The following is a 20,027-nucleotide window of genomic DNA, read 5'->3' as shown; positions in this document are numbered from 1 at the left end:
ACGTATGCGGGGACGAGATGCAGGGACGTATCGTTTGCTTCGTATAGCCGAGGTCAGCATTAGTGATTCGTGATTTCGACGTGATCGTCGCCGGCGTTGGCGGTATGGGCAGCGCCGCGGCGTATCACCTTGCTTTCCGTGGTCTGCGTGTGCTGGCCCTTGAACAGCACGACCTCGGGCATGGGTTCGGCTCGTCGCACGGGCTCACCCGCATTATCCGCCTGGCGTACTTCGAGGATCCATCATACGTGCCGTTGCTGCGCCGCGCGTTTACCCTCTGGCGCGAACTCGAGCGCGGCCTTGACGAGCCACTGCTGCATGTCACCGGCGGGCTCGACGTGGGATATGCCGGCAGTCAGGTGTTCGAGGGATCGCTCCGCAGCTGCCGCGAACACGCCTTGCCGCATGAGGTGCTCGACGCGTCGGCGCTGGCGTCGCGCTTTCCGGGATGGCAGCCGGCGGCAAACGCGATGGCCGTGTATCAGCCCGACGCCGGATTTCTCACCCCGGAGCGCTGTATTCAGGCCTACGTCGACCGCGCTCGATCGCTGGGCGCCGACGTTCGCGCGCGGGAGCGCGTGCGCGACTACACGGCCAGCGGCGGGACCGTGCGCGTACGCACCGATCGCGGGGAGTACGAGGCCGCCCAACTCGTTCTGACCGCCGGACCATGGATGCCGGAGCTAGCTCCCGCACTACGCTCGCTGCTCGTACCCGAACGCCAGGTGCTCGGCTGGTTCGACATCGCCGACCGCGCCCGCTTCGCGCCGTCGGCGTTTCCGGTCTTCGTGCTCGAAGCCGACGAGGGCATCTACTACGGCTTCCCCGAATACGGCGTGCCCGGCTTCAAGATTGGGCGCTATCACCATCTCCACGAGCGCGTGCATCCGGATACCGTAGACCGCGTCTGTCATGCCCGTGACGAAACGGCACTGCGTGACGCCGTGTCCCGCTATTTTCCCGCAGCCAACGGTGCGATGCGGTCGTCGGCCGTGTGCCTCTTCACGAACACGCCCGACGAGCACTTCATCATCGATCGCGCCCCGGACGCGCCGGAAGTCCTACTGGTGTCACCCTGTTCGGGGCACGGCTTCAAATTTTGCAGTGTGATCGGCGAGATTTGCGCCGATCTCGTCCAGCACGGTACCACGTCGCACGACATCGCATTGATCGGTCTCGGGCGGTTTGCGGTGCCCTGAATTAGCCCCAAAGCGCAGGCAGGGGCGGCTGCATCACGCCGTCAGTGAACACGATGGCATGGTCGCGATCGCGCGATTGCAGCAGCGGGCCATCCAGGTCGACGTAGCCGCAGCGCTGCCCCACGAGAAAGCCCGGTGCCATCCCCAACGACGTGCCGCACATGTTGCCCACCATGAGTTGCAGTCCGTGCGCGAGTGCCTCAGTCGACATCTTCAGCGCTTCGGTGAGACCGCCGCACTTGTCGAGCTTGATGTTGATGAACTGATATCGCCCGAACAGCGCGGCCAAAGATTCGCGATCGACACACGACTCGTCGGCGGCCAGAGGCAGTGGTGACTGCAGCCCGTCGAGCTGCGCGTCCTCGAATCGCTTCACCGGTTGCTCGACCATCTCGACGCCGAGTGCGGCCAACGGCGGCAGGACGCGTTCGAGCAGCTCACGGGTCCAGGATTGATTGGCGTCGACGGCGATGCGCGCGGTGGGATGTTCTTCGCGCACCCATCGTACGACGTCGATGTGACGATCGGCGTCGCACTTGATCTTGAGCAACGGATAGCCCCGCGCCGCCCGCGCTTTACGACGCGTATCAGATTCGCTGCCGAGTCCGAGCGTGAACACGGTGGTGAGCGGAAGCAAAGGCGGGAGATTCGCCTGTCGCCAGGCGGGGATGCCCGACTGCTTGGCGCGCAGATCCCAGAGCGCGCAGTCGATGGCGTTGCGCGCGCCCCCCGAGGGGAGCAACTCCTGCACGGCTTGCAGCGTCGCGTCATTCACCGTGTCGCCCGGTGCGGCCGCCACGACCAGCGGCAGCACGTACTCGACCTGCGCCTGCAGCATCTCCGGCGTTTCGCCGTCGTAGTCGACGCCCGCCGCCTCCGCTCGGCCCACGTTGCCCGCGCTATCGGTGAGCGTGAGCATGACCAAGGGAATCGCCGTCATCACACCACGCGCGATTTCGAAGGGCTCCACCAAGTCCCACTGCTCGATGGCAACAGCGCCGGTGATCATCGGTTGCTCAGGAGGCGCAGCCGCAGCCCGACCCACACCCGCCACCGCCCCGCATTGGCACCGCCGCCGCCGCGCCAGTGAACGTGGCAAGACCACCCGAGAGCACGCGTCGCACCGGCGCGCCGGTGTCCGGATGCGCGGTGAGGCAGGGCTCCGACATCGACTGGCGCAATTCGAACGTCTGCGGGAACTCGGCCTCGGACTGCGGGATGGTTTCGTACACGTAGACGGGCATGGTCGAGTGGCGGGCGGGGGAGAGTGGTCACCGTGTGGCTGGCCGGGGAAAGATACGCCCGCGGCTGGTGGTTGCTGAATAGCTTGGGGGAGGGTCTCAGCTTCTCCCCATGATTGGCGAGTATCGACGATGAGTATGCCCCGGTCTACGCCCCGCGCGATCATCGCCGGGTTCGTGCTGTCTCTCCTGCTCCCGATGGTGTCGCCGTTAGCGGCGCAACGTGCGGGCTACGTGACCGCGCCCGACGGCGCCCGCTTGTTTTATCGGAGTGCGGGTCGCGGCACCGATACGCTGGTCGCGATCCACGGCGGCCCGGGCGTAGACCTCGAGAGCATCGCAGGAGACTTCGTACCGCTCACCCTAATGCACACGGTGATCTTCTATGACCAGCGCGGGGCCGGTCGGTCGACGTTGCCCACCGATACCACGACGCTCTCCGCGACGCAGCAAATCGCCGACCTGGAGGCCGTTCGCGTACACTTCGGCATCGACCGTCTCACGCTGATCGCGCATTCGTATGGACCGTTGCTCGCGGCGACATACGCCATCGCGCATCCAGAGCACATGCGCCGGATGATTCTCATCGGCCCAGTGCCGCCGCGGCGCGGCGAGTTCTGGGCGCGTTTCGCCAAGAACTCGGCGGCGCGCATGGACAGCATGCTGCGGCGTCAGTCGGCCGAGGCCAATCGCCGATTGCAGCGGGCCACCAGCGACGAGGACATCCGGTCGGCCTGCCGCGACTACTGGCGTGCGGCGATGGTGCCGCGTCTTGCCGAGCCGGCACGCACGCTGCCGATGATTCATGCTGACCTGTGTGCGTCCGATGCGCGCGGCATTCGCTTTGGCCTCACGACCACGAATCGGCTGGTGATGGGTTCGTACGGCGATTGGGATATCCGGCCGCAGCTGCGGACACTGCGGGTGCCCACGCTGGTGATTCACGGCGAGCAGGAGGCGATCCCGATGGATCTGGTCGAGGAATGGATCTCTTCACTGCCGAACGCGACGCTGGTGCGTGTGCCGCGCGCGGCGCATTTCGCTTACGCCGAGCGCCCCGATGTGGTGTGGCCGGCGGTGGAGGCTTTCTTGAAGCGGTGACCCGGAGGTTGTTGATCCTCGGTCGTTCGCGTCAATGCGCGGTCAGGCCGTTCACTTACGGGGCTCTGACCAAAAGCCTTACCGCGGATCGGCGCGAGCGCTCGCGGATGAACAGCAAAAATCCTATTGGATGACGTCGCGTCGACGTGGTGTGGAAGCGCGCCGGTGAGATCCGTGGACATTCGCGTCAATTCGCGGCCGAGCTGTTCCGAAACCGCGGCATCACATACTCACCGCGAAGAATCACCATGCGAACGCCCGGACTCGAACCGGGATGGGTCGCCCCGCCAGCTCCTAAGGCTGGTGCGTCTACCAATTTCGCCACGTCCGCAAACTGCTTCCACAACATAACGAGTACGCCGCAAGAACAATGGGCGGCGTCGCTTGTGCGACACCGCCCGTTGTGGTCCCGCTGAGCCGATCGGCGAGCGATCAGCCGCCCACGCGGATGTTCACCACGCGCTGACCCACGCGCGGGTCCATGTTCTGCACCAGTAAGCTCACGTAGTCGCCGTCCTTGAGGCCGGAGAGCACGCCCTGCAGGTCGTTCACCGTCTTCACGGCGCGACGCGGTGTTGGGTAGAGCACCTCGAGCACGATGTCGCTGCCGGCGGCGAGCTTGTCGCGCGCCGGGCCGTCTTCGGCGACATTCGACACGCGCACGCCACGACCGTCGAGCTTCATCCGCTCGGACACATCAGCCGGAATGGCTTCGACTGTGATGCCAAGCTTGCCCGCGGCCGGCACCGCCTTCGCAGCAGCTTCCGGCAGCGCGGCCACGCGGCTGATCGCCTCGGCTTCCACCAGCTTCACCTTGAAGCTCTTCTTCGTGCCGAAGCGCATCACTTCCACCGGCACCACATCGTTCACACGGCGCGAACGCACTACTCGCTGCAGTGAGCTCACGCGGTCGACCGGCTTGCCGTCGACCGTGATGATGATGTCGCCAACTTCGATGCCAGCGGCCTTCGCCGGGCCACCGTCGGCCGGGTTGAAGCCCGCTACCTTCACGCCCGCCACACGGGCTAGGCCATTGATGCCGGCGTCTTCCGGATCGATGCGACCGACCGACACACCCATCACCGGCAGGCGCACACGCCCTTCCTTGATCAGGTCATCGGTGACCGCCTTCACCAGCGTGATCGGAATCGCGAAGCCGTAGCCCGAGTAGAAGCCCGTCTGACTGGCGATCGCGCTGTTCAAGCCGATCACTTCGCCGCGCAGATTGATGAGCGGGCCACCGGAGTTGCCCGGATTGATCGCGGCGTCGGTCTGGATGAAGTCGGAGATCGTGAAGTTACCGGCGTTCGGTAGCTGGATTTCCGAGCCACGTCCCTTGGCCGAGATGATGCCGGCGGTCACGGTGAAGTCGAGGCCCAGCGGGTTACCGACGGCGAGCACCCAGTCGCCGATGCGCGTCGTTTCGTCGTTGCCGATCGCGAGCGTGGGGAGCCCCTTGGCGTCGATCTTCACCACGGCGACGTCGGTGGTGGAGTCGGTGCCGACCACCTTCGCCTTGAAGGTGCGACCATCGCTGAGCGTGATCGACACCTGGTCGGCGTCGGCCACCACGTGATTGTTGGTGACGATGTAACCGTCTTGCGTTACGATGAATCCCGAGCCTTCGCCGCGCTGCTGCCGTGGCTGCTGCGGTCCGAACTGCTCGAGAAAGTCTTCCATTCCTTGCGGTGCGCGACTGCGAGCCTGCGGACGCGGGCGGGCGGTGCGCGTGGTGTTCACCGCCACCACGCCCGGCGTCACGCGCTCGGCGATATCGGCGAACGAGCTGCCTTCGGGGGCCATGGGGCCACGCACGGAGGCTGAGCGCGACGTCGTGCCACCCTGCGCCCAGCTGATCTTCGTCCAGTTCATGCCGGATGCGAAGACTACGCCGGCGGAAAAGCTCACCGCCGCGGCAGCGGCGAAGCGGAATCGGGAGAAACGAGAAGCCATGTGTCTAAACCCGGTGAATGCGGTGCGAGCGAAGTGCTGCATAAAACTGACCTACATCCTGCGATACGATAAGACACCGGACCCCCGCTTTCAGTTTCCGCGAGAATCCGGTGCCTTCAACCAAACAGGTGGCGCCTACTTCTTGGTGTCGTCGACGATCTCGTAGTCGGCTTCGACCACATCGTCGGCCTTCGCGCCGCCTGCGGCCGGCTCAGCGGCCGGTGCTTCACCACCCTCGGGGGCGGCACCGTCCGTCGACTGCTGCTGGTAGAAGGCCTGTCCAGCTTCGCTGTACGCCTTCGTCAGCTCTTCCTGCGCGGCCCGAATCTCGGCCATGTCGTCGCCGCGGAGTGCCTTCCGCGACCGTTCGATCGACGCGTCGATCCGCTCCTTCAGGTTGGCCGGCACCTTCTCGCCCCACTCCTTCACGTTCTTTTCGACTTCGTACGTCTGCGAGTCGAGGCGATTGCGCGTCTCGATTTCTTCGCGACGCTGCTTGTCTTCGCCCGCGTTCTTTTCGGCGTCCTTGACCATCTTGTCTATGTCGCCATCGGACAAACCGCTGGACGCTTCGATGCGGATCTTGGTTTCCTTGCCCGACGCCTTGTCGCGCGCCGTCACATGCAGGATGCCGTTGGCGTCGATGTCGAACGTGACCTCGACCTGCGGCATGCCACGCGGAGCGGGCGGGATACCCGTGAGCTGGAACTTGCCGATCGTGCGGTTGTACACGGCCAGTTCGCGCTCGCCCTGCAGCACGTGAATCTCAACCGTCGTCTGGTTGTCGTCGGCGGTGGAGAACGTCTCCGCCTTCTTCGTGGGGATGGTCGTGTTGCGCGGAATGAGTACCGTCATCACGCCACCGAGTGTTTCGATGCCGAGCGACAGCGGTGTCACGTCGAGCAGCAGCACGTCCTTCTGCTCACCGGTAAGCACCGCGCCCTGAATGGCGGCACCAACGGCCACGACTTCGTCCGGGTTTACGCCCTTGTTGGGTTCCTTGCCGAAGAACTCCTTCACGACCTGCTGAATCTTCGGAATACGTGTGGAACCGCCCACGAGAATGATCTCGTCGACTTCGCTGGGCTGCATGCCGGCATCCTTGAGCGCCTTCTTCATGGGCTCGAGGGTGCGCTGAATCAGGTCGTCCACGAGCTGTTCGAACTTGGCGCGCGTGAGCGAGTAGTTCAGGTGCTTCGGGCCCGACTGGTCGGCGGTGATGAAGGGCAGGTTGATGTCGGTGCTGTTCGCACTCGACAGCTCCATCTTCGCCTTTTCGGCCGCTTCCTTGAGACGCTGAATCGCCATCGGATCCTTGCTCAAGTCGATCGCCTGATCGCGCTTGAACTCGGCCACCAGCCAATCCATTACACGCTGGTCGAAGTCGTCGCCGCCCAAGTGCGTGTCACCGTTGGTGGACTTCACTTCGAACTGACGGGTACCGTCGACGTCGTACAACTCGAGGACGGAGATGTCGTACGTACCGCCGCCCAAGTCGAACACGGCGACCTTCTCATCGGTCTTCTTGTTCTTGTCGAGGCCGTAGGCGAGTGCGGCAGCGGTGGGCTCGTTGATGATGCGGAGCACGTCGAGACCGGCGATCTTGCCGGCGTCCTTGGTGGCCTGGCGCTGCGCGTCGTTGAAGTAGGCCGGGACCGTGATGACGGCCTTGGTCACGCTGTGACCGAGGTAGTCTTCGGCGGTCTGCTTCATCTTCTGCAGGATCATGGCCGAGATCTCGGGCGGCGTGTAGCGCTTGCCACCCACTTCAACCGAGGCCACGTCGTTGGGGCCAGCGACGATCTTATACGGTACACGCGACTGCTCGGCCTGGGCTTCGGTCGTCCGCTGACCCATGAAGCGCTTGATCGAGAAAATCGTGTTCTGCGGGTTTGTGACGGCCTGCCGCTTGGCGATCTGGCCAACGAGGCGCTCGCCATCCTTCGTAAAGCCGACGACCGACGGGGTCGTCCGACCGCCCTCGGCGTTCGGGATGACCACGGGATCGCCACCTTCCAGCACGGAGACCACCGAGTTGGTGGTTCCCAGGTCGATGCCGATAACTTTTTCAGCCATTGAGGTCTCGTTGAGGAGTTGCAGCCTGTAGGGACTTCTTGGTACGTGCTTGATCCGATCCACTGCTGTTGCCATAAAGGGCAAGGCGTGGGCCACGATGCGCCTGCCGGATGGGCGCAATTCTGGCGGTAGGTGGTGTTTCGAAGACTGTCGTGGAGGCAGTCTGCCAATTTGACTTGGCCGGGAGTGCGATGTTTCCAGTTTCCGACGACAATCCCACGTTGCGCACTCCGGTGATGACCATCGGGCTGCTGGCGATCACCTGGGCTGTCTGGTTTTTCGTGCAGGGGGCGGGTAGTCCGCTGCCGCTGGCCATCAGCGTCTGCGATCTCGGGATGGTGCCAGGCGAGCTGAGCCGGATGGCGCCGGTGGGGTTCGGCGTGCCGCTGGGGCGGTTTGGCGATCAGGCGCTGGCCTGCGTGATCGACGACTACGCGATCAACTGGCTCACGCCGATCACCAGTATTTTCCTGCACGGCGGTTGGGGGCACATCATCGGCAACTCGCTCTACCTCTGGGTGTTCGGCAACAACGTCGAAGACAGTATGGGTCGGTGGCGGTTTGTCGCGTTCTACCTGCTGACCGGCGTGGCGGCGGCGATGGCCCACCTCGCGGTCGACCCGTCGTCTCCCGTGCCGACGGTGGGCGCGTCGGGGGCGATCTCGGGAATCATGGGCGCGTACCTCATGTTGTATCCGCGAGTGAAGGTACGGACATTCATTCCGCCCTTCTTTCTGCTGCGCTTCCCGGCGTGGGCGGTGCTCATCCTCTGGTTCGGGAGCCAGGTGCTGGCCGGCCTGCCCGACCTGTCGCCCTTACGTCGTGAGATCTCCGGTGGGGTGGCGGTCTGGGCGCACGTAGGCGGCTTTGTGGTGGGGGCGTTGTTGGCGCGCTGGTTTGAGAACCCGGAGCTCGTGCGCCGCAAGGTGGCCGTGAGCGACGCGAAAGTGGTTTGGCGGTGAACCGTTCGGTTCCGGCGCAGTGCGTCTCCGTCGTGTAACGATGGGCATCACACGTGGCGTTCTCGCACCGGTGACGTAATTGTTACGGTGCGCATGGTGACCCGTGGGCAGTCAGACCTCTTTCAGCCATCCGAGCCGTGAAGCTCTTCTCAAAAGACGAAACGTTCTTCGATCACTTCCGGCAGCTTGCCGTATACATGGGCAGTGCGTCGACGCTGCTGCGCTCGTTGTTGGAGAACCCGTTAGACGCCGCGCGCATCGCGGTGGAGATCAAGAAGGTTGAAACGGATGGTGATTCCATTGTCCATCTCATCAACCAGCGTATCGACACCAGTTTCGTCACGCCGCTCGACCGCGAAGATATCCACGTGCTGGCGACGCGCCTGGACAACGTGATTGATCTGATCAATGGCGCGGCCCGCCGCGTGGTGATGTTCCGGGTTACGGCGCCCCGCAGCGGCGGGGTCGAGATGGCCGACGTCCTGGTGCGCGCGAGCGCGGTGATTCTCGCGTCGGTCGGGGATGTCACGAAGCGCGCGAAAATGCTGGAGCATGGCCGCATCATTAAACAGCTCGAAGAGGAAGGCGATGTGCTCTACGCACGGTCGGTCGGAGCGCTGTTCGAGCACGAGGAGCCGGCCATCGAAGTCCTGAAGTGGAAGGAGATTTTCGACGCGCTGGAGTATGCGATCGACGAGTGCGAAGATGTGTCGAACGTGCTCGAAAGCATTGCCCTCAAGAACAGCTGACGATCCGTGGTCTACTTCGTTCTGTTCATCGTGGTGATGGCGCTGGCGTTCGACTATATCAACGGGTTCCACGACTCGGCGAATTCCATCGCCACGATCGTCGGCACTCGCGTGCTGAGCCCCCTCGCCGCGGTCATCTGGGCGGCCTTTTTCAACTTCGCAGCCTTGTTCGTCGCGGGCACCGCCGTTGCGAAGGCGTTCGGTGGCGGCTTCATCGACATGAAGATCGTCGATCCCAGTGTGATCCTTGCCGCGTTGCTCGGCGCGATCATCTGGAACCTGATTACGTGGTGGTTCGGCATTCCGTCCAGCTCGTCGCACGCGCTCATCGGCGGGTATGCGGGCGCCGCGGTGTCCAAAGCGGGATTCGCCGCACTCCTTTGGGGACCGAAGTGGATCGAGACCCTCGCGGCCATCGTGTTGTCGCCGGCACTCGGTATGCTGATGGGCTTCGGCCTGATGGTACTCGTCTTCAACGTGTTCCAGAAAGCGACCAATGCTCGGGTGGACAAGTTCTTCCGCGCGGCACAGCTGACCAGCTCCGCGTTGCTGTCGTTGGCGCACGGCAGTAACGATGCACAGAAGACGATGGGTATCATCGTCGCCTTGCTGGTCGCGTCGAAGGCGACCTTTGCCACGCAGACGGGCTGGTTGCACTTCTTCTATGTCGAGGATCTGAAGACGATCCCGGTGTGGGTAGAGTTGGCGGCCTACGCGTGTATCTCGTTGGGCACCTTGTCGGGTGGCTGGCGTATCGTGCACACCATGGGCACGCGCATCACGAAGCTGAAGCCGGTCGGCGGTTTTTGCGCCGAAACCGGCGGAGCGCTCGTCATCCTCACGGCCACGCGGTTGGGGATTCCGGTCAGCACCACGCACACGATCACCGGCGCCATCGTCGGCGTCGGCGCCACGACGCGGCTCTCGGCGGTACGCTGGGGGTTGGCGAGCCGCATTGTCTGGGCGTGGGTCATCACGATTCCCGCGGCCGCGACGATGGCCGCGATTTCCTACCGTCTGCTCGCGGCTATCCATCCTGTCTGATTCGCCACCTGTTCGCCGCGGTACGCCGCGCCGGACCGCCGCTATCCCGTCGTCGACCGCTTTGTCGCTGCCGTATCTGAATCGCGAGCTCAGTTGGCTTGACTTCAATGCGCGCGTGCTCGAAGAAGCGCTCGACGCGCGCGTACCGTTGCTGGAGCGCCTCAAGTTCCTGGCGATCTTCAGTACGAACCTGGACGAGTTCTACATGGTGCGCGTCGCGGGACTGCGCCGAAAGGTCACGTCGGGCGCGCCGCAGTATCCGCCCGATCCGTTGTCGCCGCCGGAACAGCTCGAGGCGATCCGTACGCGGGTGCATGAGTTGCTGCAGCGTCGGCATCACGCGTTGCACGCGCTCGTGTTGCCGGCGCTCGACGAGAGGGGCATCAAGCTGGTGCCGATGGCGTCGCTCGATGACGACGAGCGTGAACGCCTGCATGCGTATTTCGAATCGCAGGTGTTCCCGGTCCTCACACCGTTGGCCGTGGACCCTGGTCATCCGTTTCCGTACATCTCGAATCTGTCGCTCTCCCTGGCGGTGGATATCGGCGATCCGGAGAGTGGGAAGGAGCATTTTGCGCGCGTGAAAGTGCCGCGGTCGCTCCCGCGTTGGGTGCCGATCGAGCGCGCGGGTGAGCACTGCTTCGTGCCGCTGGAAGAAGTGATCGGCGAACATCTGGGTACGCTGTTCCCGGGCATGGAGGTGAAGCGCTGGTTCACCTTCCGCATTACGCGCTACTCGGATCTCGACCTCGGCCAGATCGACCAGCCGGAAGACCTCTTGGAAACGATCGAGCAGCAGGTCTTTCAGCGCCGGTTCGGTGAGGTGGTACGCCTGGAAGTGCAGCGGGACATGCCGCAGTCCATGCGGCAGTTGCTGTTGGAAGAGCTCAGCGAAAGCGAGACGCAGCTCGTTGCGCCGCTCAGTGCGCGCGATGTGCACGATCGCGACGACTTGCTGGAGCTCGGTGATCTGATGCAGATCGCCAGCATCGACGTGCCCGAACTGCGCGATGCGCCGTACACGCCAGTGGTCCCGGCACCGTTCCGCGATGGCCGCAACATCTTTGAAGTGATCCGCGAGCGTGACGTGCTGGTGCATCACCCGTACGAGTCGTTCAGTTCGTCGGTGGAAGCATTCCTCGAAGCGGCGTCGAGCGATCCGCAGGTGCTCGCGATCAAGCTCACGTTGTACCGTACATCGGGCGACACCGCGATCGTGCGGGCCCTCACCGAGGCCGCCGAAGCAGGCAAGCAGGTGGCGGTGATCATCGAGCTGCAGGCGCGCTTCGACGAGCAGAACAACATCACGTTCGCGCGCACGATGGAAAGCTACGGCATCCACGTGGCCTACGGACTGCCGGGGCTCAAGACACACGCGAAGACGGTGTTGGTGGTACGTCGAGACACCGACGGCATCCGGCGCTACGTGCATGTCAGTACCGGCAACTACAACTCGAAGACCGCGCGGTTGTACACCGACATCGGCCTCTTCACCTGCAATCCGCAGATCGGCGCCGATTCCAGCGACCTGTTCAACTCACTGACCGGTGTCTCGCGGCAGAAGTTCTACCGCCGGCTCATCATGGCGCCGGCGAATCTGCGGAAGCGCACGCTCGAACTGATCGAGCGGGAAGCGGCGCATGCCAAGGCCGGGCGCGGCGGGCGCATCATCGCCAAGATGAATGCCCTGGTCGATCCGGAAGTCATTGCGGCGTTGTATCGCGCGTCGCAAGCCGGGGTGGAGATCGATCTGATCGTGCGTGGCATCTGCTGCCTGCTGCCGAAGCGCAGTGGCGTAAGCGATCGCATTCGCGTGGTCAGTATTATCGGCCGTTTTCTCGAGCACTCGCGGATCACGTTCTTCTCCAACGGAGGGAATCCGGAATACTACATCGGCTCCGCCGACTGGATGCCTCGCAACTTCGATCGCCGTGTGGAAGCCATGACCCCGATCGAGGACGTAGCGTGGCACGGCCGATTGCATCTCGTCCTCGAAACGTGTCTGGCCGATAACCGACAGGCGTGGGAGCTCGGTGGCGACGGTACGTATCGTCGTCGCGTGCCGGATGGCGCCGACGTGCGCGCCACGCATGCGACCCTGATGCGCGACCCGTGGGGGGCGGCGGATACCAAGGGTGCGGGCAAGCCGGCGGCCAAGCGGAAGCGCACAAAGGCGTCGGACTTGACGGAGTCGGACTGATCGACGCGCGAGGCGGCGCGTCTACTCGCCGTCTCCGTCATCGTCGGCACTGATTTCGGTGCCATCCGGTGCCACCACAATGATCGGTCGGCCCAACACTTCCTCGAGCAGTTGTCGTTTGCGGCTCGCGCCCCAGCACTCAAGGCGAACGTTGGTGGCGCCCTCGGCTTCCACCACACTCACCCGCAACGCCTCGTTCGTCAACTTCACACGAAGAGCGCCGACGGCGGCGACGTGGCCGCGATCCATGCCATCGGCGAAGCGCAGTAGCGCGGCCAGCTTGACGACGCGTTCTCGCGCCGCGCGGTCGAGCTGCGCGAAACCGCGGTGCTTCGTCCTCGGCGGCGTGCCGCGATGGTAGCGGGCCACATGCGCGACGACGATCTGCTGGGCCGGCGTCATGCCCAGGAGTTCGGCATGCGAAATGAGATGAAACGAATGTTTGTGGTGCTTCTCGTAGTTGATGTGGTAGCCCACGTCATGCAGAAGCGCGGCGTCGGCCAGTAGCCGACGATCGTCGGCGCCCAGCTGGAGGCGCGGCGCGAGCGCGTCGAACAGCTGCAGCGAGAGCGCCTGCACCTGACGCGCGTGCGGCTCTTCGTAGTGACAGCGCTCGGCGAACTCACGCACCGAACGTTCGCGAGCCACTCCGGGATCAGCCACGACGGGCGTTACGCGGGCGGCCTCCAGCAGCAGGCCTTCGCGAATGCCGTACGCCGACGCCAACAAATCGCGCGGGTCAAAGCGCGATAAGACCTCGGCGGCGACCGCGAGTCCGGCTACAATGATGTCGGCCCGCGCCGGATTCAGTCCCGGCACATGCGCACGTTCATGTGACTCGAGTCGCTGCAGCCAATCAAGCACGTGCTCCAGTTCTACTCGCGTCACGCGCGTCCCGTGCGGTGAGCGCACCGCGACGTGCTGTCGCGACAACACGATGCCGGCAAGGTTCGTGAACGTACCGCCCGAGCCGATCACCTGGGCCCCTCGCCAATCCTTTACCGGCACCGAGCGGCGAAGGCCGTCGCGTACATGCTCACGCAGCGCGCGCACGCGCCGCGGTGTCACCTTGGGGGAAAGAAAGCGTTCCGTGAGTCGGACGGCGCCGAACGGGAGCGACGCCACGCGTTCGATGAGTCCGTCTTTCGCCAGCACGAGTTCCAGCGAGCCGCCCCCGATGTCCATCACCACCGTGCGGCCGGCTCCCAACTCGAAGTGCGCCAGTGCGCTGCGAAAGCAGAGCAGGGCTTCTTCCTCGCCACTCAGAATGCGGACGCTTCGGCCGGTGCGCGCTTCGACCTGCCCGGTGAAGTCGGCGCCGTTGGCGGCATCACGCACGGCGCTGGTGGCCACGATTTCGATGCGGGCCGCACCAAGCTGGCCGGCCAACGTCACCATGCGCTGCACCGCGGTCACGGCGGCATCGATCGCGGTCGTCGACAGCGAACCGGTGGCCTCGAGTCCCTCTCCCAGCCGCGGCATCGCCTTCATCTCGTCCACGACGCGGATCTGCCCGCTGGGGGACACGTCCGCCACGATCTGCCGGACCGAGTTGGAGCCGATGTCGATCGCGGCGATGCGAATGTCGGTCGATGCGGTCGTGCTTGGTGCCGTCATGTCGAGTCGCTGGAAGAGGGCGTTGGGGCATCCTCGTCGAACCGATGACGGATCTGCTTCCCCTCGGCAAGATACACGGCGTCTTCCCCGATGTTGGTGGCCAGATCGGCCACCCGCTCCAGATTCCGGCTCACCAACAGGAGTTCGAGCGATGGGGCGATGGTTTGCGGGTCTCGCATCATGTCGGCGAGCAGCGCGCGGAAGATGCCTTCGTGTTGCGCGTCGACGTCGTCATCCGCCTTGCCAACGGCGCGGCCGAGTGCGCCATCTCCGCGGATAAACGCGTCGAGCGCGTCGCTGAGCATGGCGCGGGCCCGCCGAGCCATATCGGCGAGGGCAGGGAGCGCCGGCGCCGGCATGCGCTGATCGACCAGGCGCACCGCACACTGGGCGATATTCACGGCGTGATCGCCCACGCGCTCGAGGTCGCTGGACACCTTGATGGCCCCGATGAGAAAGCGGAGGTCGCGTGCCATCGGCTGCTGCAGAGCCAGCATGGCAATGGCCTGATTCTCCGCCTCCACCTCGAGTCGGTCGAGTTCCTCGTCGGCCTCGATGACGGCGATCGCCTTGTCGCGGTCGCGCTCGAGCAGCGCTTCAATCGCCAGCGCGACCAACGATTCGGCACGCTCGGACATGTCGAGCAGCCGCTGCTTCAGTAGCGCGAGCTCGTCGTGGAAATGTCGGTAGCCGGCGGGGGCATTGCGCATCAGCCGAACCTCCCTGTGATGAACGCCTCGGTGCGTGAATCGGCCGGACGCGTGAACAGCTGATCGGTGGCGGCGTCTTCCACCAGCACGCCGTCCACCAGTAGCGCCGTGCGTCGGGAGACGCGCGCGGCCTGATGCAGGTTATGGGTCACGATGATGATGGTGAGGTCCTGCTGAAGGTCGTACAGGAGTTCTTCGATGCGCTGCGTAGCCTGTGGATCGAGCGCGCTGGTCGGTTCGTCGAGCAGCAAGAGTGCCGGCCGATTGGCGAGCGCTCGTGCGATGCACAGCCGCTGCTGTTGTCCGCCGGACAGCGTGAGGGCGTTGTCGTGCAGTCGATCTTTGACCTCGTCCCACAGCGCGGCGCGGCGCAGCGCGTCTTCGACGGTGTCGTCGAGGGCGCGACCGGTCGCGCCGGTGTTGAGGCGCGGGCCGTAGGCCACATTGTCAAAGACCGAACGTGGAAACGGATTCGACCGTTGAAACACCATGCCAACGCGCTGGCGCAGTTCACTCACGTCGACCGCAGGATCGTACACATTGGCGCCGTCGAGCAGGAGTCGTCCGGCATGACGCGCGCCCGGCAGCTCATCGTTGAGGCGGTTGATGGCGCGCAACAACGTGCTCTTGCCCGACCCGGACGGACCGATGAGCGCGGTGACGGACCGCGGACGGACCGCGAAGTCGACGTTGTGCAACGCGGGCGCGGCGCCGAACCACGCGGAGAAGCGCTCGAGGACCACGGCACCGGGAAGGCTGTGGATGTCGGTGATCATCCAAACCGGCCGGTGATATACGCTTCGGTGCGCGCGTCGGCCGGCGTCGTGAACAGCTGACGGGTCGGCGCACACTCCACTACCCGACCATCGAGCAGAAACGCTGTGACGTCGGAGATGCGCGCCGCCTGCTGCATGTTGTGCGTCACCATGATGACCGTGACGGTATCGCGCAGATCGTACAGCAACTCTTCGATACGCTGGGTGCCCATGGGATCGAGCGACGCCGTCGGCTCGTCGAGCAGCAGCACGTCGGGTTGCACCGCCAGCGCGCGCGCAATGCACAGTCGTTGCTGTTGACCGCCGGACAATGCCATGGCCGACCCGAAAAGTCGGTCGACGACCTCGCGCCAGAGTCCCGCGCGCTGCAACGCGACTTCCACCAGTCCTTCCAACTCGCTCTGCGGCAACCCGCGACGTTGAGCGCGCAGTCCCGAGGCCACGTTGTCGAACACAGAGAGCGTGACAAAGGGAGTGGGCCGCTGAAAAACCATACCCACGCGACGGCGCAGGGCGATCACGTCGGCGTTTGGTGTATAAGCAGAGAACGCGCCGATCGACACGTCGCCACTCACGAACGCGCCTTCGTCGAGCTCGTGCAGCCGATTGATGCATCGCAACACCGTGCTCTTGCCGCACCCGGACGGACCGACGATGGCCAGCACGCGGCCTGCCGGCGCATCGACGGTGATTTGTCGCAGCACGCCACGATCGGCGAAGCCCGCCGAGAGGTTGCGGAGATGTACCGGTGGTGCGGCGACGGCCGGGAGCGACAGCTCACTCATCCACGCGACCCACACGCGGCGTGACCGCTGACAACAGTTTGGCGCGTGCGCCCACGACGGCGCGGCCCGCGACGCTGATGATGGTGACGAGGATGAGCAACACCAAGGCGCCGGCCCACGCTTGTGCGCGCCACTCGTCGTAGGGGCTCTGCGCGTAGGAATAGATCTGTAGCGGCAGCGCGGCGATTGGCCGAGACGGATCGACGGACCAGAACGGGTTGCCGAACGCGGTGAAGAGCAGTGGAGCGGTTTCGCCGGCCGCCCGCGACATCGCGATCAGCACGGCCGTCACGATACCGGGCATCGCCGTGCGCAGTACCACGGCAAGCGCAGTTCTCCAGCGCGAGAAGCCAAGCGCCAAGGCTGCTTCGGTGAGTGCGACTGGCACGAGTCGTACCATCTCCTCGGTGGCTATAGTCACGAGCGGCAGGACAAGCAACCCCAAGGCGATGCCGCCGGCCCACGCCGAGAAATGTCCGGATGGACGGACGATCAGTTCCCACGCAAAGATGCCGAGCACGATGGATGGAAGTCCACTCAGTACATCGGCCAGCAATCGCACGACCAGCGCGAATCGTCCGCGACGGTGTTCGGCGAGATACAAGCCCGCCCCGATACCGACCGGAACGGCCACCGACATCGCAATGGCGACGAGCATGATCGATCCTATGATCGCGTTCGCAACACCACCGCCACGGACGCCCGGTGGCGACGGCATCTGCGTGAAGAACGTAGGCGTGAGTTGAAGGAGCCCATTCAGCAGCAGTTGCGCGAGGATAAGTACGAGCGGGATCACGGCGACGGCGGCGGCGATCCACGTGAGCACGGTCATGACCTGGCCGCGGCGTTGACGCTGACGCGCGCGCGTTGTCATGTCCACCGTGAACCGGGCAACCCGGTCGCCACGCGCTGGACGAGCCAACGGGCCAGCAGATTCACCAGCAGCGTGATGAGCAGCAGCAAGGCCGCGACGGCCATCAGGGCGGACAGGTGCGCATCGCTCGAGGCCTCGGCAAATTCATTGGCGAGGAGCGACGCCATGGTATAGGCGGGATCGAACAACGAGTCGGGAATGGCGTGCCGGTTGCCAATCACCATCGCGACCGCGAGCGTTTCGCCGAGGGCGCGGCCGAGGCCCAGCATGACGCCGCCGATCAAGCCAGAGCGAGCTGCGGGTAAGACGGCATCGCGCACCACCTCCCAGCGGGTGGCACCCAACGCCAGCGCGGCCTCACGCTGCGTCTGCGGCACGGCTCGCAACACTTCTCGGCTCACACTGGCGATGTACGGCAGGATCATGATGGCGAGCACGAGACTGGCTGCGAGCAGACTTGGGCCGTAGGCCGGACCGCGGAACAGCGGCATTACGGCACCGAAGGGCAGCAGCGCCGGCATGATCGTGTTGCGGAGCATGGGCACCAGTACGAACACCCCCCAGAGACCGTACACCACCGACGGTATCGCCGCGAGCAGATTGACCAGAAACGCGACCGGTTCGTGCAGGCGACGAGGGCCGATGTCGACGGTGAAGATGGCTACACCGAGAGCGAGCGGCGTCGCGATCGCCAACGCGATCAGGGAGGAGAGCAGCGTGCCGACAACGGCCGGTACGGCGCCAAATCGCTCATGCGGCACATCCCACGTGCGGCCGAAGGCGAGATCGCCGGCATGGAGTGCCAGGGCGGGCCATGCCGCGCGCACAACCACGGCGGTGAGCAGCACGAGCACGAAGGGGATCGCGGCGGCGCACACCGTCGTGATCGTGCGATAAAGCCGGTCACCGAGGGGGGACTGCATGGACGGAAGCTAGGATTTCGCGCCTCGCGACCGCGCGGTCCCGTGTAACGGATCTGTCACGGCGACCCGGGCCGTCCGGCTGCCAGCGTGGCGTCGAGTCGATCCACAATGCGGGTGGCGGCTTCGGACGGGAGCGGCACATAGCCCAACGTGCTGGCCACGTCGGGATTGTCGAGCAGGGCCCAGCGGATGAAGGCCGCGAGCTGGCGGCTCTTCTGCGGGCCGATGGCCGTTGGTGCCACCAGCATCCAGGTGAATGACGCGATCGGGTACGACTGCGCTCCGGGCGCGTTCACGAGCGATACGCGGAGGTCTGGTGCGCCCTTGGCGTCGGACGCGAAGAGTTTGCGATCGGCCTCCAACACGGCGGTGGCCGCCGACGCGATCTCGAAGGGCATCGGTGAGATGAACCGGCCGGCCGCGTTGCGCACGTGCACGACCGGCAGGCGATTCTGTCGTGCGTACACGACTTCGAGATACCCGACCGCACCCGGCATCTGCTTCACTTGGCCCGCCACCCCCTCATTGCCCTTACCGCCGATACCGACCGGCCAGCGCACGTCTTTGCCACGGCCCGGTCCGGCGGCCCAGGCAGGGCTCACGGTGGTGAGGAAGTCGCTGAAGATGTACGACGTCCCGCTGCCATCGGCGCGATGCACGACCAGGATATCGGTGTCGGGCATCGTGACATTCGGATTTAGCGCGGTGATGCGTGCGTCGCTCCAGCGCGTGATCGTGCCGAGGAAAATGTCGGCGATGACGTCGGGGCTGAGGTTGAGCGGCCGCGACAATCCCGGCAGGTTGTACGTGATGGCGACGGCGCCGATGACGGTCGGGATGTGCAGCACCGGCATGCCGGCGCTGGCAAGTTCGGCATCCGTCATTGGCACATCGGTGGCGCCGAAGTCGACGGTGCGCGCGACGACCTGACGAATGCCGCCGCCGGATCCGATCGACTGATAGTTGATGCGGACGTTGGTGAGGGTGGCGTACTCGTTGAACCAGCGCGAGTAAAGCGGATACGGAAAGGTGGCGCCGGCGCCGGTCAAGTCGACGCGGGTGCCACTCGGCGCGAGCGCAGTGGTGGAGTCGACGGCGCTAGATCGACGATCACCGCACGCCGCGATCATCGCCAAGGCCGCGAGCACGAGCGCTGGCAGACCAATACGGCTGAGGGAAATTGATAGTCGCGGCACGTTACAAAGGGTTGGCGAAACCGAGCAGCTTCACGACCCCGTCACGACGGATGACGCGATTCGCAATCCAGATCGTGTCCAGGCTAGCGGCACGTTTCAGTACGATGCCGCACGGTCCTTGCACGTGTGCGGCGCCGTTGGCGACCTCGCTGCCACTGCAGGCGACGCTCGCCACGGGGAGATTGCGCGCGCCTTCAGCGCGAAGTCGGGCGCGACTGAGGCCACGAACCGACGCGTCGTCGAGTACGAGCCACGCGATCGCGGGCTGCATGCCCGACCTGATCTCCGGGCTGTCGGGCAAGTACAGATACGCGAACTCTGCTTGATTCAGGCTGAGCGAACGGACAGCGCTCGTGTCGGCCGCTGTCAGCGCCGCCCAGTAGTCCCGAATCAAGGCACTGACGGAGGACGCACCACCGGAGAGGCGCGTCGGCGCGCTCTTTGGAATCGTGGCGCGAAAGCGGCGCATGGCCTCTTCAGGAGGGAAGACACTATCGACGACATATCCGGGTGTCTTTCGCAACGAATCTGCTGAGGCAACAAGCACTCCATCTTCGCGCCACTCGACCATGCGAGGATCGACTCCGTCAGGAATCGGCTGACGTGCGTTGGCCGAGGCCG

Annotated in this window: 18 protein-coding genes and 1 tRNA gene; 6 read left to right on the top strand and 13 right to left on the bottom strand. The window is 64.8% G+C overall.

What is annotated here, in order from left to right:
- The first annotated feature begins 62 nt into the window (after nucleotides 1-62).
- On the top strand, nucleotides 63-1,199 hold the full coding sequence (gene solA, locus RMP10_RS19355) for an N-methyl-L-tryptophan oxidase (protein ID WP_310571739.1): 1,137 nt from the start codon (nucleotides 63-65) through the stop codon (nucleotides 1,197-1,199).
- A 1-nt stretch (nucleotide 1,200) separates the two neighbouring features.
- Here the strand turns inward: solA and RMP10_RS19350 are convergent, their stop codons facing one another.
- Together RMP10_RS19350 and RMP10_RS19345 are read right to left on the bottom strand one after the other, a co-directional pair.
- Complete coding sequence (locus tag RMP10_RS19350) at nucleotides 1,201-2,208, bottom strand: dipeptide epimerase (protein WP_310571738.1); 1,008 nt, start codon at nucleotides 2,206-2,208, stop codon at nucleotides 1,201-1,203.
- 7 nt (nucleotides 2,209-2,215) lie between these two features.
- Entirely contained in the window at nucleotides 2,216-2,443 is a 228-nt protein-coding gene (locus RMP10_RS19345) for a hypothetical protein (RefSeq protein WP_310571737.1), read from the bottom strand.
- 129 nt (nucleotides 2,444-2,572) lie between these two features.
- Between RMP10_RS19345 and RMP10_RS19340 the strand changes: the two genes are divergently transcribed.
- Nucleotides 2,573-3,541, top strand: coding sequence for an alpha/beta hydrolase (locus RMP10_RS19340; protein ID WP_310571736.1), 969 nt, complete (start codon nucleotides 2,573-2,575; stop codon nucleotides 3,539-3,541).
- Nucleotides 3,542-3,790: 249 nt separating this feature from the next.
- Here RMP10_RS19340 and RMP10_RS19335 read toward each other — a convergent pair.
- The 3 genes from RMP10_RS19335 to dnaK all read right to left on the bottom strand — a co-directional run bounded on the left by RMP10_RS19335 (nucleotide 3,791) and on the right by dnaK (nucleotide 7,570).
- Nucleotides 3,791-3,872 (bottom strand) — tRNA-Leu (locus RMP10_RS19335).
- A 101-nt stretch (nucleotides 3,873-3,973) separates the two neighbouring features.
- Nucleotides 3,974-5,494: a trypsin-like peptidase domain-containing protein gene (locus RMP10_RS19330; protein ID WP_310571735.1), complete on the bottom strand. Its 1,521-nt coding sequence runs from the start codon at nucleotides 5,492-5,494 to the stop codon at nucleotides 3,974-3,976.
- A gap of 135 nt (nucleotides 5,495-5,629) precedes the next feature.
- A complete protein-coding gene (gene dnaK, locus RMP10_RS19325; protein ID WP_310571734.1) occupies nucleotides 5,630-7,570 on the bottom strand; it encodes a molecular chaperone DnaK in 1,941 nt (646 codons plus the stop codon).
- Between the two features lie 191 nt (nucleotides 7,571-7,761).
- On the opposite strand from dnaK, the gene RMP10_RS19320 reads away from it, so the two are divergent.
- The 4 genes from RMP10_RS19320 to ppk1 all read left to right on the top strand — a co-directional run bounded on the left by RMP10_RS19320 (nucleotide 7,762) and on the right by ppk1 (nucleotide 12,525).
- Nucleotides 7,762-8,532 carry a rhomboid family intramembrane serine protease gene (locus tag RMP10_RS19320; protein WP_310571733.1) on the top strand — a complete coding sequence of 257 codons (771 nt, stop codon included), beginning with the start codon at nucleotides 7,762-7,764 and terminating at the stop codon, nucleotides 8,530-8,532.
- Between the two features lie 137 nt (nucleotides 8,533-8,669).
- Nucleotides 8,670-9,281, top strand: coding sequence for a DUF47 family protein (locus RMP10_RS19315; RefSeq protein ID WP_309670733.1), 612 nt, complete (start codon nucleotides 8,670-8,672; stop codon nucleotides 9,279-9,281).
- A 6-nt stretch (nucleotides 9,282-9,287) separates the two neighbouring features.
- Nucleotides 9,288-10,325 carry an inorganic phosphate transporter gene (locus tag RMP10_RS19310; RefSeq protein ID WP_309670732.1) on the top strand — a complete coding sequence of 346 codons (1,038 nt, stop codon included), beginning with the start codon at nucleotides 9,288-9,290 and terminating at the stop codon, nucleotides 10,323-10,325.
- 61 nt (nucleotides 10,326-10,386) lie between these two features.
- Complete coding sequence (ppk1, locus tag RMP10_RS19305; protein ID WP_310571732.1) at nucleotides 10,387-12,525, top strand: polyphosphate kinase 1; 2,139 nt, start codon at nucleotides 10,387-10,389, stop codon at nucleotides 12,523-12,525.
- Nucleotides 12,526-12,546: 21 nt separating this feature from the next.
- On the opposite strand, the gene RMP10_RS19300 is transcribed toward ppk1, so the two are convergent.
- The 8 genes from RMP10_RS19300 to RMP10_RS19265 are packed head-to-tail and all read right to left on the bottom strand — an operon-like array spanning nucleotide 12,547 to nucleotide 19,875.
- Nucleotides 12,547-14,142, bottom strand: a complete 1,596-nt coding sequence (locus RMP10_RS19300) for a Ppx/GppA phosphatase family protein (protein ID WP_309670730.1) — start codon at nucleotides 14,140-14,142, stop codon at nucleotides 12,547-12,549.
- A complete protein-coding gene (gene phoU, locus RMP10_RS19295; RefSeq protein ID WP_310571731.1) occupies nucleotides 14,139-14,852 on the bottom strand; it encodes a phosphate signaling complex protein PhoU in 714 nt (237 codons plus the stop codon). Before phoU ends, RMP10_RS19300 begins: the two co-directional genes overlap by 4 nt.
- Nucleotides 14,852-15,628, bottom strand: a complete 777-nt coding sequence (pstB, locus tag RMP10_RS19290) for a phosphate ABC transporter ATP-binding protein PstB (protein ID WP_310571730.1) — start codon at nucleotides 15,626-15,628, stop codon at nucleotides 14,852-14,854. The genes phoU and pstB overlap by 1 nt, the downstream gene beginning before the upstream one ends.
- Nucleotides 15,625-16,413 carry a phosphate ABC transporter ATP-binding protein gene (locus RMP10_RS19285; protein ID WP_310571729.1) on the bottom strand — a complete coding sequence of 263 codons (789 nt, stop codon included), beginning with the start codon at nucleotides 16,411-16,413 and terminating at the stop codon, nucleotides 15,625-15,627. The genes pstB and RMP10_RS19285 overlap by 4 nt, the downstream gene beginning before the upstream one ends.
- The gene (pstA, locus tag RMP10_RS19280) at nucleotides 16,406-17,287 is read right to left on the bottom strand and encodes a phosphate ABC transporter permease PstA (RefSeq protein WP_310571728.1); all 882 of its coding nucleotides are present in this window, start codon (nucleotides 17,285-17,287) and stop codon (nucleotides 16,406-16,408) included. Before pstA ends, RMP10_RS19285 begins: the two co-directional genes overlap by 8 nt.
- Nucleotides 17,284-18,210 carry a phosphate ABC transporter permease subunit PstC gene (gene pstC / locus RMP10_RS19275; protein ID WP_310571727.1) on the bottom strand — a complete coding sequence of 309 codons (927 nt, stop codon included), beginning with the start codon at nucleotides 18,208-18,210 and terminating at the stop codon, nucleotides 17,284-17,286. The genes pstA and pstC overlap by 4 nt, the downstream gene beginning before the upstream one ends.
- Nucleotides 18,211-18,266: 56 nt before the next feature.
- The gene (gene pstS, locus RMP10_RS19270; protein ID WP_310571726.1) at nucleotides 18,267-19,406 is read right to left on the bottom strand and encodes a phosphate ABC transporter substrate-binding protein PstS; all 1,140 of its coding nucleotides are present in this window, start codon (nucleotides 19,404-19,406) and stop codon (nucleotides 18,267-18,269) included.
- 1 nt (nucleotide 19,407) lies between these two features.
- Nucleotides 19,408-19,875, bottom strand: coding sequence for a hypothetical protein (locus RMP10_RS19265; protein WP_310571725.1), 468 nt, complete (start codon nucleotides 19,873-19,875; stop codon nucleotides 19,408-19,410).
- Between the last annotated feature and the right edge of the window lie 152 nt (nucleotides 19,876-20,027).

Origin of the sequence: Gemmatimonas sp. (assembly GCF_031426495.1) — a bacterium.
Classification (GTDB): domain Bacteria; phylum Gemmatimonadota; class Gemmatimonadetes; order Gemmatimonadales; family Gemmatimonadaceae; genus Gemmatimonas.
Note: the sequence above shows the minus strand (reverse complement) of the source record. Positions and strands in the feature narration are given on the sequence as shown.